Source organism: Ovoidimarina sediminis, assembly GCF_032586175.1.
Taxonomy (GTDB): domain Bacteria; phylum Pseudomonadota; class Alphaproteobacteria; order Rhodobacterales; family Rhodobacteraceae; genus Ovoidimarina; species Ovoidimarina sediminis.
The window spans coordinates 106,303-118,293 of the sequence record NZ_JAWHTE010000005.1 but is presented as its reverse complement, the minus strand read 5'-3'; the positions used below and the strand labels follow the sequence as shown (position 1 = coordinate 118,293).

Genomic DNA, 11,991 nt, shown 5'->3' with positions numbered 1-11,991 from the left:
GTTAGCGGGCGGGGATCAGGCGGCCAGCGCCGCCTCGATATCCTGCCGTACCTGCAGAAGGATGCCCACGGCGTCGGCGGCAACCCCCGGCCCATCTTCATTTTCCATAAGAATTACAACGTTTTCCGCATCCATCACGGCATCGGAAAGCTGTGTGATCGCCTCGGAATGCGTGTCGTCGGCGCTGGAAAGCAAATCTCCCAGATGCTGCAGCGTTTCGCCGCAGATCGCGGGGATATCCGTGGCCGTTCCGCCACTTTCGCGCCGGAGATCGTCAAGAAGCGCCTGCGCCCGGCGGCGTAGGTAGCCAAGGCCGGTGCGCATCACGTCGCGATGCTCCTCCGGCGCAGCCTGCCGCTTGGGAAGGGCGTCGGGCGATCCCAAGGGCCGCGTCCTGGGCCGCGTCTGGCGGCGGATCGGCGTGGTGGGCGTTCTTGTCTTCTCCGCCCCTGCCTCTGCGGCATCGGCCGCCGGCGCGGGCTTCGTCAGCGGGCGCGAAAGCGGGCGGGTACGCGGGCGCGTCGTCGGCCTCAGGCCCGAGTTGCCGCGCGCGGCGGGCATGGTTTCAAGCTTCTTGACGAACAGCAGTGCGCTGTCGGCATCCGCCTCGCGGCCGAGTTCCGCATGACTCACCAGCCGGTTGATCACCACGTCGACACCATCCTCGCCGATCGCGAGCTTAGGGTTTATGCCACAGACATCCAGAAACGCCTCGGCCAGGTGCGCGGGCAGCCCGCCCTCGTCGCTGGCCTCGCGCCCGGTCAGCACAAGATAGGCGTGATCGTGAATCCGGTCGGGAATCTCGTTCCAGATCGCCTGGTCCAGCGTGTCGAACCGCTCGGTGCACCAGATCGCGATATCGGTGCGAGTCGCCGCCCATTCGATCGCCTCGCGGTGATCGGGAATGGAATCCTCGGCAAAGACATCCAGCATGCTGATCCGGCGCAGAATCGGGCGCGGCGCCTCGATCGCCACGACGACCGCGCCTTCCAGGTGATCGGGCGACACATCGCCCAGATGCTCGGTGACAGAGCCGTCTGCATAGGTGATCTGGGTCAGCTCCATCTGGCCGAATCGCAGTTCCAGCATCGGCACACTCGGTGCGCCGGGGAGGATCGGGCGTCCCGCGGCGGTTTCCAGAATCCGGCGCTTGCCCACCTCGTCGCGCCCAAACAGCGTAACGCGCACTGGCGATGTCAGCCGTGCAAGATAGCGTTCGGCCTGAATGCGAGCCTCGCGGCCAAGATCGCTGTCAAGAACAAGGGCGCGAAGCCGTTCCTCTATTGCATCGATCGCGACTGCCTGGTTCATCCCCGTCGTTCCAATACTATCTTGCCATCAGCGTCGCGGTTCAGCCCGAGCCGCAGGACGGGCCGGACCGGCCCGCGATGTTCCTCGTGCGCCTCATCGGGAGCGCCGGCCTCGTTGTCGGCTGTCATCTCCGCCTCCGCGGCGTCCGTTGCCGTAACGCCTTCCTCGACGGCGTCCGCCACGTCGTCTTCCGCCATCCCGACGTCGACCGTCTCGGAGTTCATCCCGTCGGCGTCCGCCGCGTCGTCATCGGCCTCGGCCTCAGCCTCAGCCTCTGCGACATGGTGTTCGAAGACCGGCAGGGGCGTTTCCGCCAAGTCCGCCTTCCGGTGCGAGCGCACGCGCTCGGGCGGCTCGAACATCCGCTCCGACGGTTCCGCCGTCTCGAAGGTGTGGAACGCGGCCTGAAGCGCTGCGGCCATGTCGCTTTGCGCCTGGTCCAGCTCTACCTTGATCACCGCGATCGAGGTGTTGTCCTGGTCCGGGTCACCCAGCGCCTCGATCTCTTTGATCAGGGCGGTGGCGATCGCCTGCGAAGGCTTGCCCTTCGTGTCGCGCAGGATGCCTTCGATCACCTCGTGATCGAGAAATTGAATCCCGTCGCTCGCCGCAATCACGATATCGGCGTGTTCGAGCGCGACGCCGTCCTTGGGGCAGTCGATCCGCGCGATCTCGTCCCCCGAAAGAACCGACAGAAGTGCGTTGCGGTCGGGATGGTTCTTGCCGGTTTCCGCGTCGATCTGGCCACTGGCGATCATCTGATCGATCTGCGGGGCCATGGAATGATCTTCGTTCAGCTGGGTCAGCGCCCCGGCTCGGAACAGGTAAAGCGGCGAATCGCCGATCGACACCCAGTTCAGGCGCTCGCCTTCCATGACAAGGCCGATCAGCGTCGCGCCCATGCCTTCCGCCTCGGGATGTTCGGCGATATGGGCCGCGATGCATTCGTTCGCGCCCTGGGCGGCGGCAAGAAGCGTCTCGCGCACCCCGCCCTCCAGCGCCGCGTCCGAAGTCTGGAACTTCAGTTCGCAGAACACTTCGGTCATCACGATTTTCGACGCGACATCGCCCGCCGCATGCCCGCCCATGCCGTCCGCAAGGACAACCATGCCAAGGGGCGAACCCACGGGGAAGTCGACGATCACCGCATCTTCCTGGTGATCGCGCGCGCCCCGGATCAGCGCCGAGGTGGCATCGTATGTGGCCTCATTCCGCGGCATGCGTGCTTTCCGCAAAGGGCCCGTCCGTCCACGAGAACGCATCGCTGCAAAGCGCAACGAACAGAAGAACCGTTTCACCGATCCGGATCACGTCGCCATCGTTCAGTGTCTCGGTCGACAGAACCGGCATGTCGTTCAGGCGCACGAGGTTCGCCTTGCCGCCATGGCCGATGAAGAACTGCTTGCTTTCGTCGTCATAGGCCACGACCGCGTGGTTGTCGCGCGAGATCGAGGTGTCGCCGAAATCAAGCCGCACGGCCTGATCCTCGCCGCGCCCGATCTTCGAGGCCCCGGCAGAGAGGGTGAAGCAGGCGCCGCGGCCCGGGCCCTTCACCACGATCAGCCAGCCGACCGGGAAGGTGGGCGCGGTCGCGCGGCCCTCTTCGGCGGCGCGGATCGGATCGGCGGATTCGTCGGCCTTGTGGAAGCCCAGAAGGCGCGTCTTCACGCGGCCCGCGCGGCGCGGCGCCGGGGCGGCCTCGGGCAGGTCGTCTTCCGCGGCGGCCTGGGGCTGTGCCATCGGCTCGGCCGATCTGAGCGGCGGGCGCATCGGCATCGGCTGGGCGGCCTCGGGCATGGCGGAGGCGGGCTCGTCCGGCGCCTCCATCACCGGCGCGGGCCGCGCGACCCGCTGCACCGGCTCTTCAGGCGCCCAGGTGTCAAGCGCGTCGGCATCCATTGTTTCGCCCTCGGACATATCGTCCTCATAGGTTGCGTCGTCAGAGGCCTCCTCGTCATGGCCGTCATCGTAGGCTTCGTCGTCGTAAGCCTCTTCGTCATAGGCCTGATCGTCGTAGCCTTCGTCGTCATACCCCTCGTCGTCATACCCCTCGTCGTCGTAACCCTCGTCGTCGTAGCTCTCGTCGTCGTAACCCTCGTCGTCATAGCCGCCGGCATCCAGAGCAGGTGCGGTAGCCTCGGGCTCCGGCGCAGAGTCGAACGCAGGTGCGGGCCGAGCCGCGGGCTCGGCCGCCTTCGCGGCGGCCAGCGCCGCCTCACGTTGCGCCCTAAGAGCAGCAAGCGGCGAGAGAGAGGCAACTTCGGTTTCGTCATCATCGCTCTGCCCGGCGATTCCGTCGCCCATGAAGGCGCTTCGCGACGGCATCACGGGGACCGCCTCTTCGGGCGCCATCATGCTGTCATCCATCTCGTCAGTCTCGGGCGCGGCGGCGCGGGCCATGGCCTCGGCGCGCATCGCCGACATCTTTTGCTGTACGGTCTTAGCCATCAGGCTCGACACGCCGGCGGTTTTCGGGGCCTCGCCCCAGGGGTCGGGTTTCGCCATGGCGGCCATAGGCGCCTCCATTTCGGGGGCCTCCATTCCCGGCTCATCCATCTCGGGCACTTCCATCTCGGGCGCCTCCGGCTCCGGCATCTCCATCACGTCTTCAGAGGGCGCTTCGGCTTTGGGCGCCTCGCCCCAGGGATCGTCCTCGATCGCCTCTGGCGTGCCGGGATCCTCGTCACCCCAGGACATGTCCGTGCCTGCATCTTTCGGATCAGGCAGCCGGCTCAGCGCTGCCATCAGCGCGGGTTCCGCCTCGTCGTCCTCGTCCTCATCGGCGTCCTCATCGGCACCCAGCGCACCGGAGATTTCCGCTGCCGACGCGTGAAGAGACGCCGCCGCTGTGGGTTCGTCCTCGTCGTCGTCCGACGCCTCGGGCGCGGTCGTGGCGCCCAGATCGGCAGCAAAACTCGCCAGAGCCTGCGCAGCGCGGGCCTTGGCGTCGACCGCGTCATCCATCTCCGTCTCCCGGTTATCCCCGATCTGGTCCATCTCGTACTTGTCCATCATTTCTTCCTCCGGGCGCGCCTGGCCCCCCATAGCGGCGTCCAAAGGCTGTGCCCTTTCTGCGCCCGTCTCCGTTTCCATCGGGTTATCGCCGTCATCGGAAAGATCGAGCGCCCCGATATCCCAGTCGTACGACTCATCGTCCTGAACAAACCGCTCACGCGGCGCCTCGACCCGGGCCTCGGACCTGGCCGATGGCATCGCATCGCCGGTATCGACCGGCGCGACCGGATTCAGGCTTTCCCCCGCGACCGCGGCGAAATCGGGCAACGGGAAATCGCCGGTGCCTCCACCATCGGCCTCAAGCGGAGCGTCAAGCGGCATAGCGGCTTCGTCGGAAGGCTTTCGCTTCGACATCATTTCGGACAGGAACTTCATCGGTCTACCTTTCCAACAACCTCGTCGGGAGAGTTCTGGGACTGGCCCATGCGCCAGAGCGACACATTCAGCATCCGGCCCAGAAGGCGCCGGGGCCGGTCTTTCGTGGCCACGATCTCGTCATCTGCAGGATCCGACGGCGACACGTGCGGTCGCGCCACGGCATCCTCGGCCTCGATGGTCACGGGATCGCCCGAATCCGGCGGCGGCGGGCCCATCAGATCGGGAAACAGGCTTTTGCGCCGCGGCGGCGTGGGCGCCGGGGCCGCTTTCTTTTCCTTCGGCTCCTGGCTCCGCGCCTCAAGGACGACCTTGTTCGTTTCCTCGACAAGCATGCGGATCGTCTTCTGAAGGAACTGGTCGTGTTCCGCCCGTTCCACCGCGGCCTGGCGGCGGGTGTCCTGGTCGATCGCGATCAGCCACTCGCGGGCCGACTGGATGCGGTCGTCGGGGAAGATCTCCAGCGCCCGGTCGATCGCGCTCAGGAAATAGCTGTCGTAATCCTTCGACAGGGTCGAGAGCGGAACATAGGGATCCTTCTTGTTCGCGGCGACAGCGGCGAGACGCGTCTGGCTGACCGGCGGGGGATCGCCCGCGATCAGGTGATAGAAGGTCGCCCCCAGCGCATAGAGATCGCTCGCCACCGTCTGGGTCGATCCGGCGACGTAGAATTCCTGGGGGCTGTAGCCGTCCTTCACCGTGTGATGCGAGGACAGAACCCGGCTTTTCCGCGTCGCTTCTTCGCGTGCCGCGCCGAAATCGATCAGCACCGGCTCGTCGTTCTGATCGAGCAGGATGTTGTCGGGCGAGATGTCACGATGCAGGATGCCCCGGTCGTGGATGTATTCCACCGCCTCGAGGATCTTTCTCAGCATCGAGCGGATGCGATCGGGGTTCAGCCGCTCGGGCTCTTCGTCGATGATGTCCAGAAGATCGCGGCCGCGCACGAAATCAAGCGCCATATAGGCGGTGTGATTGTCTTCGAAGACCTGGTGCACGCCGACGATGTTCGGATGGTCGAGCTTGGCAAGCGCCCGCGCCTCCTGCCCGAACAGGCGGACGATCGATTCAAACTCTTTCGAGTGATCCTTCGAGCGCACCCTGACGGACTGACCCTGCCGGCAGCACATGGCGCTCGGGAAACATTCCTTGATGACGACGATCCGGTCCAGGCTGTCGCGCGCAAGATACGTGATGCCGAAGCCGCCGGAATTCAGGAACCGCGCGATCTTGTACTGACCGCGCAGAAGCTCCGTTCCCTTCGGAAGCTCGTCACCATAGACCTCCTCGGGCCCGGCGTTTGCCTCTGAGTTAGCGGTCATGAGTCCCTAAAAATCGCATCCCAAAACAACGAGGGAAGAGCCCCGACGGCTCTCACCGATCACCATTCAGAAACAAAAACTGTGACCTAAAGATGGTCAGAATCGGATTTTCGTAGGATTGAGAGCCTGCATTTTAAGGGCTGCGGCGGCGCCCGGGGCCCTGCAAATCAGGGGGTTTGCGGCGCCGGGGCCGGGCCCGTCCCGTGGGCGTGATGGGTCTCGGGAAAGACGATTGTCCGGGTGCCCTCCTCGAAACGATCAAGCTGAAACACCCATTGCGTTCCGGGCCAGCAGACTTCCATCTTGCCGGCCGCCGGCCGGTAGGCGGCGGTGTAAAGCGTGCCGAAGCCCTGGTCGAAGGCGGTGGAATAAAGCGGTGGGCGCAGGAAGGCGGCAATGAACCTATCCCGCGTCTCGGGATGAAGCTGCAGTCGCTGAAGCAGGAACCGCTCCCGCTCCACCGTCGCGGTGAAGCGCGCGTGGCTCGACCATTCGACCCGTTCCTGGTGGTTCGTGGCCACTGGCGTGCGGGTCAGAAGCGTCACGCGATCAGGCGCGAGATAGGCGGTCAGGTATCGCCGCGCGCGGTCGAGCACGGTGACGTTGTAACTCATATGCGAGGGCACCCGCGCAAGCACGCGCCCCGCCTCCTCCGCCGTCTCGCAGGTCTGCAGGATATAGCGCAGGATGATCGGCACGCCGAACCCCTCGCCCACCGCCTGCCGCCCCCCGAATGTCAGCGACACGGCAAGCCCCGCATCGTTCATCCCGTCGACCAGCCCGAACAGGCCATCGGACAGCCCCATCACCGCCCGACCCTGCCACGCGCTGCGCAGGATCACCGCGTCGAAGGCCTCGGGATCGTAATCATAATTCCTGACCAGAAGCGGCTCGTCCCCCGGCCAGACGGCCTGGCTGCAGCCCGTCAGATAGCGCGGCGGGCACCAGTAACTCAGGAAGCGCGCCGCCTCGTCTCCGCCGCCGGCAGCGGCGCAAAGATCGTCGTAAATCGGAATGATTTCAGGCAAATGCGTCTCGAGCGCCGCGCGGCATTCAAGATAGGTCGGCCGCGCCGCCGCCCCTTCCCGGCGCCACCAGCGGCGGTAGGACGGCCAGTATTCGGCGAATACCCCGGCCCATTTGGGCCCGGGCGCATCCTCGGCTATGGCACGGAACGTCAGTGTCATCGTCCCCCAGCGTTACGCCGGGTTCCCGGCCCCCGCAAGCGCCCGTCCTTCATGTGGCCGGAAATATCCCGGGGGAGCCGCGCGTCTCGCGCGGCGGGGGCAGCGCCCCCAAACTCGCCCGGCAGCCCTGCGACCCTTGAGCCCGGGCGCAGGAGCCCCTGCCATAATTTCGTGACAATCGAACGCTACCTCTTGCGGTCGCACCGCCTTAGAGGCACCATTCCTCGTAACGAGACGCGAGATTCAAGGAAGGTTATTTGGCCATCAGCGCGCTGCCCCCTCCGCCCGCCGGAGAGCTTCAGGAAACGGCTCTCGAGTTCCCAGACAATCGTCTTCTGATCGACCTATGCGGTGAGTTCGACCGCAACCTCGCCCAGATCGAGCACAAGCTTGGCGTGCAGATCCTGAGGCGCGGCAACCAGCTTGCGGTGATCGGCGAGGACGGATCGCGCCAGCAGGCGGCGGCCGTGCTGGAGGCGCTGTACCAGAAGCTTGAAGCGGGGCGCACGATCGACGCTGGCGAGATTGACGGCGAGATCCGGATGGGCGGCTCGGCGGAAAACACCGGCACGCGGGCGGGCGACCAGCTTGAGATGTTCCAGGGCGGACGGGTCGAGATCAAGACCCGCAAGAAGCTCGTCGAACCCAGGACCGAAGCTCAGAAAGCCTACGTGCGGGCGCTGTTTTCCAACGAACTGGGCTTCGGCATCGGGCCGGCGGGCACTGGCAAGACCTATCTTGCCGTCGCTGTGGGCGTTTCGATGTTCATCGAGGGCCATGTCGACAAGATCATCCTGTCACGCCCTGCCGTCGAGGCAGGCGAGCGGCTGGGCTTCCTGCCGGGCGATATGAAGGAAAAGGTCGAACCCTACATGCAGCCGCTTTACGACGCGCTGGGGGATTTCCTGCCCGGCAAGCAGGTCGCGAAGCTGATCGAGGAAAAGCGGATCGAGATCGCGCCGCTTGCCTTCATGCGAGGGCGGACGCTGTCGAATGCCTTCGTTGTGCTCGACGAGGCGCAGAACGCCACTTCGATGCAGATGAAGATGTTCCTGACCCGGCTTGGGGAAGGATCGCGCATGGTGATCACGGGCGACCGGAGCCAGGTGGACCTGCCGCGCGGGGTGACCAGCGGGCTGCATGATGCCGAGCGGCTTCTGGCCGGAATCGAGGGGATCACCTTCAGCTATTTCACCGCGAAGGATGTGGTGCGGCACCCGCTGGTGGCGAAGATCATCGAAGCCTACGACAGCGAAGGCTGAGGCCCGCGGGCTAGGCCCCCCGCGCCGGAGCGCGAGGGGCCATTGGCTTACTTCTTGGTAATGCGGCCATCCGTATAGGGCGCGTAGGGCGCGTTTGCGGCCAGGAACTCCGCCGTCACATCCGCCAGGTCGGGCCCGAAATCATAGGCGTTCTCGGCATCGACGAACATCTTGTAGCCGTCGCCGCCGTTCCGGACGTAGTTGTTCGACACCACGCCGTAGAGCTTGCCGGGATCGATCGGCACGAAGCTGTCGCCTTCCGCCACCATCACGTCGGAGACCCGGGCGCCCGGTTCCGCGGCCGCGTCGAAGGCGTATTTCAGCCCCGCGACCTGCGGGAAGCGGCCTGCGCCTTCCTCGATCTGGCTGACGCCGTTTTCCAGCGCCTCGACGATCGTGGCCCCGGTAACCTGGAAGGTCGACAGCGTGTTCTGGAACGGCAGGACCGTCAGAACCTCGCCCATCGTCACCTCTCCCGCATCGATCGAGGCGCGGATGCCGCCGCCATTCTGGATCGCGATCTGGATGCCCTGATCCTTCACCCGCGCCAGCATGGCGTCGGCAATCAGGTTGCCCATCTCGCACTCCTGGCTTCGGCAGAATTCGCGGTCGCCGCCGATTGGTTGATCGGTGGCCGCCACGACCTGGTTGCGGATCTCTTCCAGAGGCACGGCGAGTTCGCCGACGCGGGCCACGATTTCCTGATCCTCGACAACGAAGCGATCCAGCAGGATCGGCTCGCCCGTGGCCGAAGTCACGACGCCTTCATCATCGAAGACGACCTTCAATTCGCCCAGGTACTTGCCGTAGGCATAGGCCTGCACCACCGCCGTTTCGCCCACCATCGTCGGGTAGGGCCCCGCCGCGCGGTCGGAAACGTTCGACAGAAGCGTGTTCGAATGCCCGCCCACGATCACATCGACACCGGTGGTGTTCTCGGCCACGCGCAGATCGGTGCCATAGCCCGAATGGCTGAGCACGACGATCTTGTTGATGCCCTCGGCCGTCAGCCTGTCGACCTCGGCCTGCACTGCCTCGACCGGATCGGTAAAGATCACGTTCCGCCCGGGCGAGGCCAGTTCGTCTGTATCCTGCGGGGTGAGGCCGATGAGCCCGATCTTTTCGCCCCCCTTCTCGATCACCACGGATTTCTGGATCGCGTCGGACAGTAGCGGCTCCCCCGAAACATCGGCATTCGACATCAGGATCGGGAATTCGGTCGCCGAGATGAACTGGCGCAGGATTTCGGGGCCGTCGTCGAATTCGTGGTTGCCCACGGTCATCGCATCATAGCCCATCCGGTTCATCATCTCGGCGGCCACTTTGCCCTTGTAGTAGTTGTAGAACAGCGTGCCCTGGAACTGGTCGCCGCCATCGACGAGAAGCCAGTTGCCGGCACGGTCCTTCGCCGTTTCAATCGCCGTCATGATACGGGCGGAGCCGCCGAAGCACTTGCCCTCGGTGTTGTCATCGGGGTTGCAGCTCGAGTCGAAACGGTTGATCGGCTCGAACCGGGCGTGGAAGTCGTTGGTATGCAGGATCGTAATGGAATAATCCGCCTGCGCGAGGCCGGCACTGAGTGCGAGCGCCGCCGCGGAGCCGGTGAGAATCCGTGCGAGCATTGAGGGTCTCCCTGATGTCGTTGTTATGGTCGCGAGAGTGGCGGCAAGTCGCGGCACTGTCCAGTGCGGCGCGCGGGGTTGACGCGGCGTTTTCCGCGGGCCATGCCGCGGCCCATGGTGATCTATAAAATCCTGCGCAGTGCCGAGTGGGCCGCGCTTCTTCATGACGGGGCGACCGAGGGCGCGCCGGTGGATCTGGCCGATGGTTTCATCCACTTCTCCACCGCCGAACAGCTTGGCGAAACCGCAGCGAAGCATTTCGCGGGCGCAGACGGGCTTTGGGTGCTGGCGGTCGCGGCCGACGGGCTCGATGCCCTGAAATGGGAGCCCTCGCGGGGCGGCGCGCTGTTCCCGCATCTCTACCGCGCGTTGCGGCTGTCGGAGCTGCTTTGGGCACGGCGGATGCCGCCCGGGCCCCGGGGCCATATCCTGCCCGAGGGCGTGGAATGAGCCTGGGTGAGCGGATCGCGCTGCCGATCCTGCGGCGGCTTGATCCCGAACGCGCCCACGGGCTTGCACTGAAGGCGCTTCGCGCGGGGCTCGGCCCGTCAGGCGGGCCGGTCCGGGATGCGCGGCTTCAGGTCACGCTTGCGGGGATGCGGCTTGAGAACCCGCTGGGGCTGGCGGCCGGGTTCGACAAGAATGCCGAGGCGCTGGGGCCGCTGATGCGCGCGGGCTTCGGGTTTCTGGAGGTGGGCGCGGCGACCCCCCTGCCCCAGCCCGGCAACCCGCGCCCGCGGCTTTTCCGTCTGGCGGAGGACCGGGCGGCGATCAACCGCTTCGGCTTCAACAATGACGGGGCGGAGGCAATCGCGGCGCGGCTGGCGGCGCGGCCGAAGGGCGTGCCCGTGGGGCTGAACCTCGGCGCGAACAAGGACAGTGCGGACCGGGCGGCGGATTTCGCGCGCGTCCTGCGAATGGCGGGGCCGCATGTGGATTTCGCGACCGTCAACGTCTCCTCTCCCAATACAGAGCGGTTGCGTGATCTGCAGGGGAAGGCGGCACTTGCCGCGCTGCTTGACGGCGTGCTGGAGGCGCGGGGCGACCTGGCGCGCCGGGTGCCGGTTTTCCTGAAGATCGCGCCCGATCTTGACGATGCCGGGCTCTCGGATGTGGCGGAGGTGGCGATGGCCGCCGGGCTTGACGGGATGATCGCGACGAACACGACGCTTGACCGGGCCGGGCTGAGAAGCGCCCATGCCGGAGAGGCGGGCGGGCTGTCGGGCGCGCCGCTGTTCGAGAGATCGACAAGGGTGCTGGCGCGGCTTTCGGCGCTGACAGGTGGAGAACTGCCGCTTATCGGCGTCGGCGGGGTGTCGTCGGCGGAAGACGCCTATGCAAAGATCCGCGCGGGCGCTTCGGCCGTACAACTTTACACCGCGCTCGTGTATGGGGGCCTGAGCCTTGTACCGGAGATCCTTTCGGGGCTGTCGACGCTTCTGGCACGGGACGGGTTTGACTGCCTCGCCGCGGCGGTGGGCGCGGATCGGGAGAGATGGGCGTGACGATTACGATCTGGTTCAATCCGCGCTGTTCGAAGTGCCGTGACACGCTTGCGCTTCTGGAAGCCGAGGGGATCGAGCCCGAAGTGCGGCGCTACCTTGAAGATCCGCCGAACGAGTACGAGATCCGCGACGCGATCGATAAGCTGGGCCTGCCCGTGTCGGAGGTGATCCGCCCGGGAGAGCCTGCGTTTCAGGACATGGCGCTTTCGGAGGATGCCGATCCCGACCTCCTGATTGCTGCGATGGCGGAAAATCCGGGGCTGATCGAGCGGCCGATCGTTTTTCGGGGCGATCGGGCGGTGATCGGGCGGCCGCCGCGCAAAGTGCTCGATCTGCTCTGATCCACCCCTTCATTTTGGCCGAAATACTCCGGGGGCCGCGCGGCACGCGCG

At 65.8% G+C, this 11,991-nt stretch carries 10 protein-coding genes; 4 read left to right on the top strand and 6 right to left on the bottom strand.

Annotated features, from left to right (window positions below; all coding sequences use genetic code 11):
* Nucleotides 1-15: 15 nt before the first annotated feature.
* From RXV90_RS08100 to RXV90_RS08080, 5 genes are all read right to left on the bottom strand, one after another.
* Nucleotides 16-1,311: a hypothetical protein gene (locus RXV90_RS08100; protein WP_316648033.1), complete on the bottom strand. Its 1,296-nt coding sequence runs from the start codon at nucleotides 1,309-1,311 to the stop codon at nucleotides 16-18.
* On the bottom strand, nucleotides 1,308-2,531 hold the full coding sequence (locus RXV90_RS08095) for a PP2C family protein-serine/threonine phosphatase (protein WP_316648032.1): 1,224 nt from the start codon (nucleotides 2,529-2,531) through the stop codon (nucleotides 1,308-1,310). Before RXV90_RS08095 ends, RXV90_RS08100 begins: the two co-directional genes overlap by 4 nt.
* On the bottom strand, nucleotides 2,518-4,701 hold the full coding sequence (locus tag RXV90_RS08090; protein ID WP_316648031.1) for an FHA domain-containing protein: 2,184 nt from the start codon (nucleotides 4,699-4,701) through the stop codon (nucleotides 2,518-2,520). The genes RXV90_RS08095 and RXV90_RS08090 overlap by 14 nt, the downstream gene beginning before the upstream one ends.
* Nucleotides 4,698-6,023: a serine/threonine-protein kinase gene (locus RXV90_RS08085; RefSeq protein WP_316648030.1), complete on the bottom strand. Its 1,326-nt coding sequence runs from the start codon at nucleotides 6,021-6,023 to the stop codon at nucleotides 4,698-4,700. The genes RXV90_RS08090 and RXV90_RS08085 overlap by 4 nt, the downstream gene beginning before the upstream one ends.
* Nucleotides 6,024-6,190: 167 nt before the next feature.
* A complete protein-coding gene (locus tag RXV90_RS08080; protein ID WP_316648029.1) occupies nucleotides 6,191-7,210 on the bottom strand; it encodes a C45 family peptidase in 1,020 nt (339 codons plus the stop codon).
* Between the two features lie 257 nt (nucleotides 7,211-7,467).
* Here RXV90_RS08080 and RXV90_RS08075 point away from each other — a divergent pair, with 257 nt between their 5' ends.
* On the top strand, nucleotides 7,468-8,472 hold the full coding sequence (locus RXV90_RS08075; protein ID WP_316648028.1) for a PhoH family protein: 1,005 nt from the start codon (nucleotides 7,468-7,470) through the stop codon (nucleotides 8,470-8,472).
* A gap of 47 nt (nucleotides 8,473-8,519) precedes the next feature.
* On the opposite strand, the gene RXV90_RS08070 is transcribed toward RXV90_RS08075, so the two are convergent.
* The gene (locus RXV90_RS08070; RefSeq protein WP_316648027.1) at nucleotides 8,520-10,094 is read right to left on the bottom strand and encodes a bifunctional metallophosphatase/5'-nucleotidase; all 1,575 of its coding nucleotides are present in this window, start codon (nucleotides 10,092-10,094) and stop codon (nucleotides 8,520-8,522) included.
* A gap of 114 nt (nucleotides 10,095-10,208) precedes the next feature.
* On the opposite strand from RXV90_RS08070, the gene RXV90_RS08065 reads away from it, so the two are divergent.
* From RXV90_RS08065 to arsC, 3 genes are read left to right on the top strand one after another with little or no spacing between them, the layout of a single operon-like run.
* A complete protein-coding gene (locus tag RXV90_RS08065; protein WP_316648025.1) occupies nucleotides 10,209-10,544 on the top strand; it encodes a DUF952 domain-containing protein in 336 nt (111 codons plus the stop codon).
* Nucleotides 10,541-11,599, top strand: a complete 1,059-nt coding sequence (locus RXV90_RS08060) for a quinone-dependent dihydroorotate dehydrogenase (protein WP_316648024.1) — start codon at nucleotides 10,541-10,543, stop codon at nucleotides 11,597-11,599. The genes RXV90_RS08065 and RXV90_RS08060 overlap by 4 nt, the downstream gene beginning before the upstream one ends.
* Nucleotides 11,596-11,940 carry an arsenate reductase (glutaredoxin) gene (gene arsC, locus RXV90_RS08055; RefSeq protein ID WP_410482353.1) on the top strand — a complete coding sequence of 115 codons (345 nt, stop codon included), beginning with the start codon at nucleotides 11,596-11,598 and terminating at the stop codon, nucleotides 11,938-11,940. Before RXV90_RS08060 ends, arsC begins: the two co-directional genes overlap by 4 nt.
* Nucleotides 11,941-11,991 lie beyond the last annotated feature (51 nt).

Excerpts from the sequence above, each read along its gene's own strand:
- RXV90_RS08065 (WP_316648025.1), top strand. The coding sequence starts at position 10,209 with ATGGTGATCTATAAAATCCTGCGCAGTGCCGAGTGGGCCGCGCTTCTT.
- RXV90_RS08095 (WP_316648032.1), bottom strand. The coding sequence starts at position 2,531 with ATGCCGCGGAATGAGGCCACATACGATGCCACCTCGGCGCTGATCCGG.
- RXV90_RS08085 (WP_316648030.1), bottom strand. The coding sequence starts at position 6,023 with ATGACCGCTAACTCAGAGGCAAACGCCGGGCCCGAGGAGGTCTATGGT.
- RXV90_RS08070 (WP_316648027.1), bottom strand. The coding sequence starts at position 10,094 with ATGCTCGCACGGATTCTCACCGGCTCCGCGGCGGCGCTCGCACTCAGT.
- RXV90_RS08100 (WP_316648033.1), bottom strand. The coding sequence starts at position 1,311 with ATGAACCAGGCAGTCGCGATCGATGCAATAGAGGAACGGCTTCGCGCC.
- RXV90_RS08060 (WP_316648024.1), top strand. The coding sequence starts at position 10,541 with ATGAGCCTGGGTGAGCGGATCGCGCTGCCGATCCTGCGGCGGCTTGAT.
- RXV90_RS08090 (WP_316648031.1), bottom strand. The coding sequence starts at position 4,701 with ATGAAGTTCCTGTCCGAAATGATGTCGAAGCGAAAGCCTTCCGACGAA.
- RXV90_RS08080 (WP_316648029.1), bottom strand. The coding sequence starts at position 7,210 with ATGACACTGACGTTCCGTGCCATAGCCGAGGATGCGCCCGGGCCCAAA.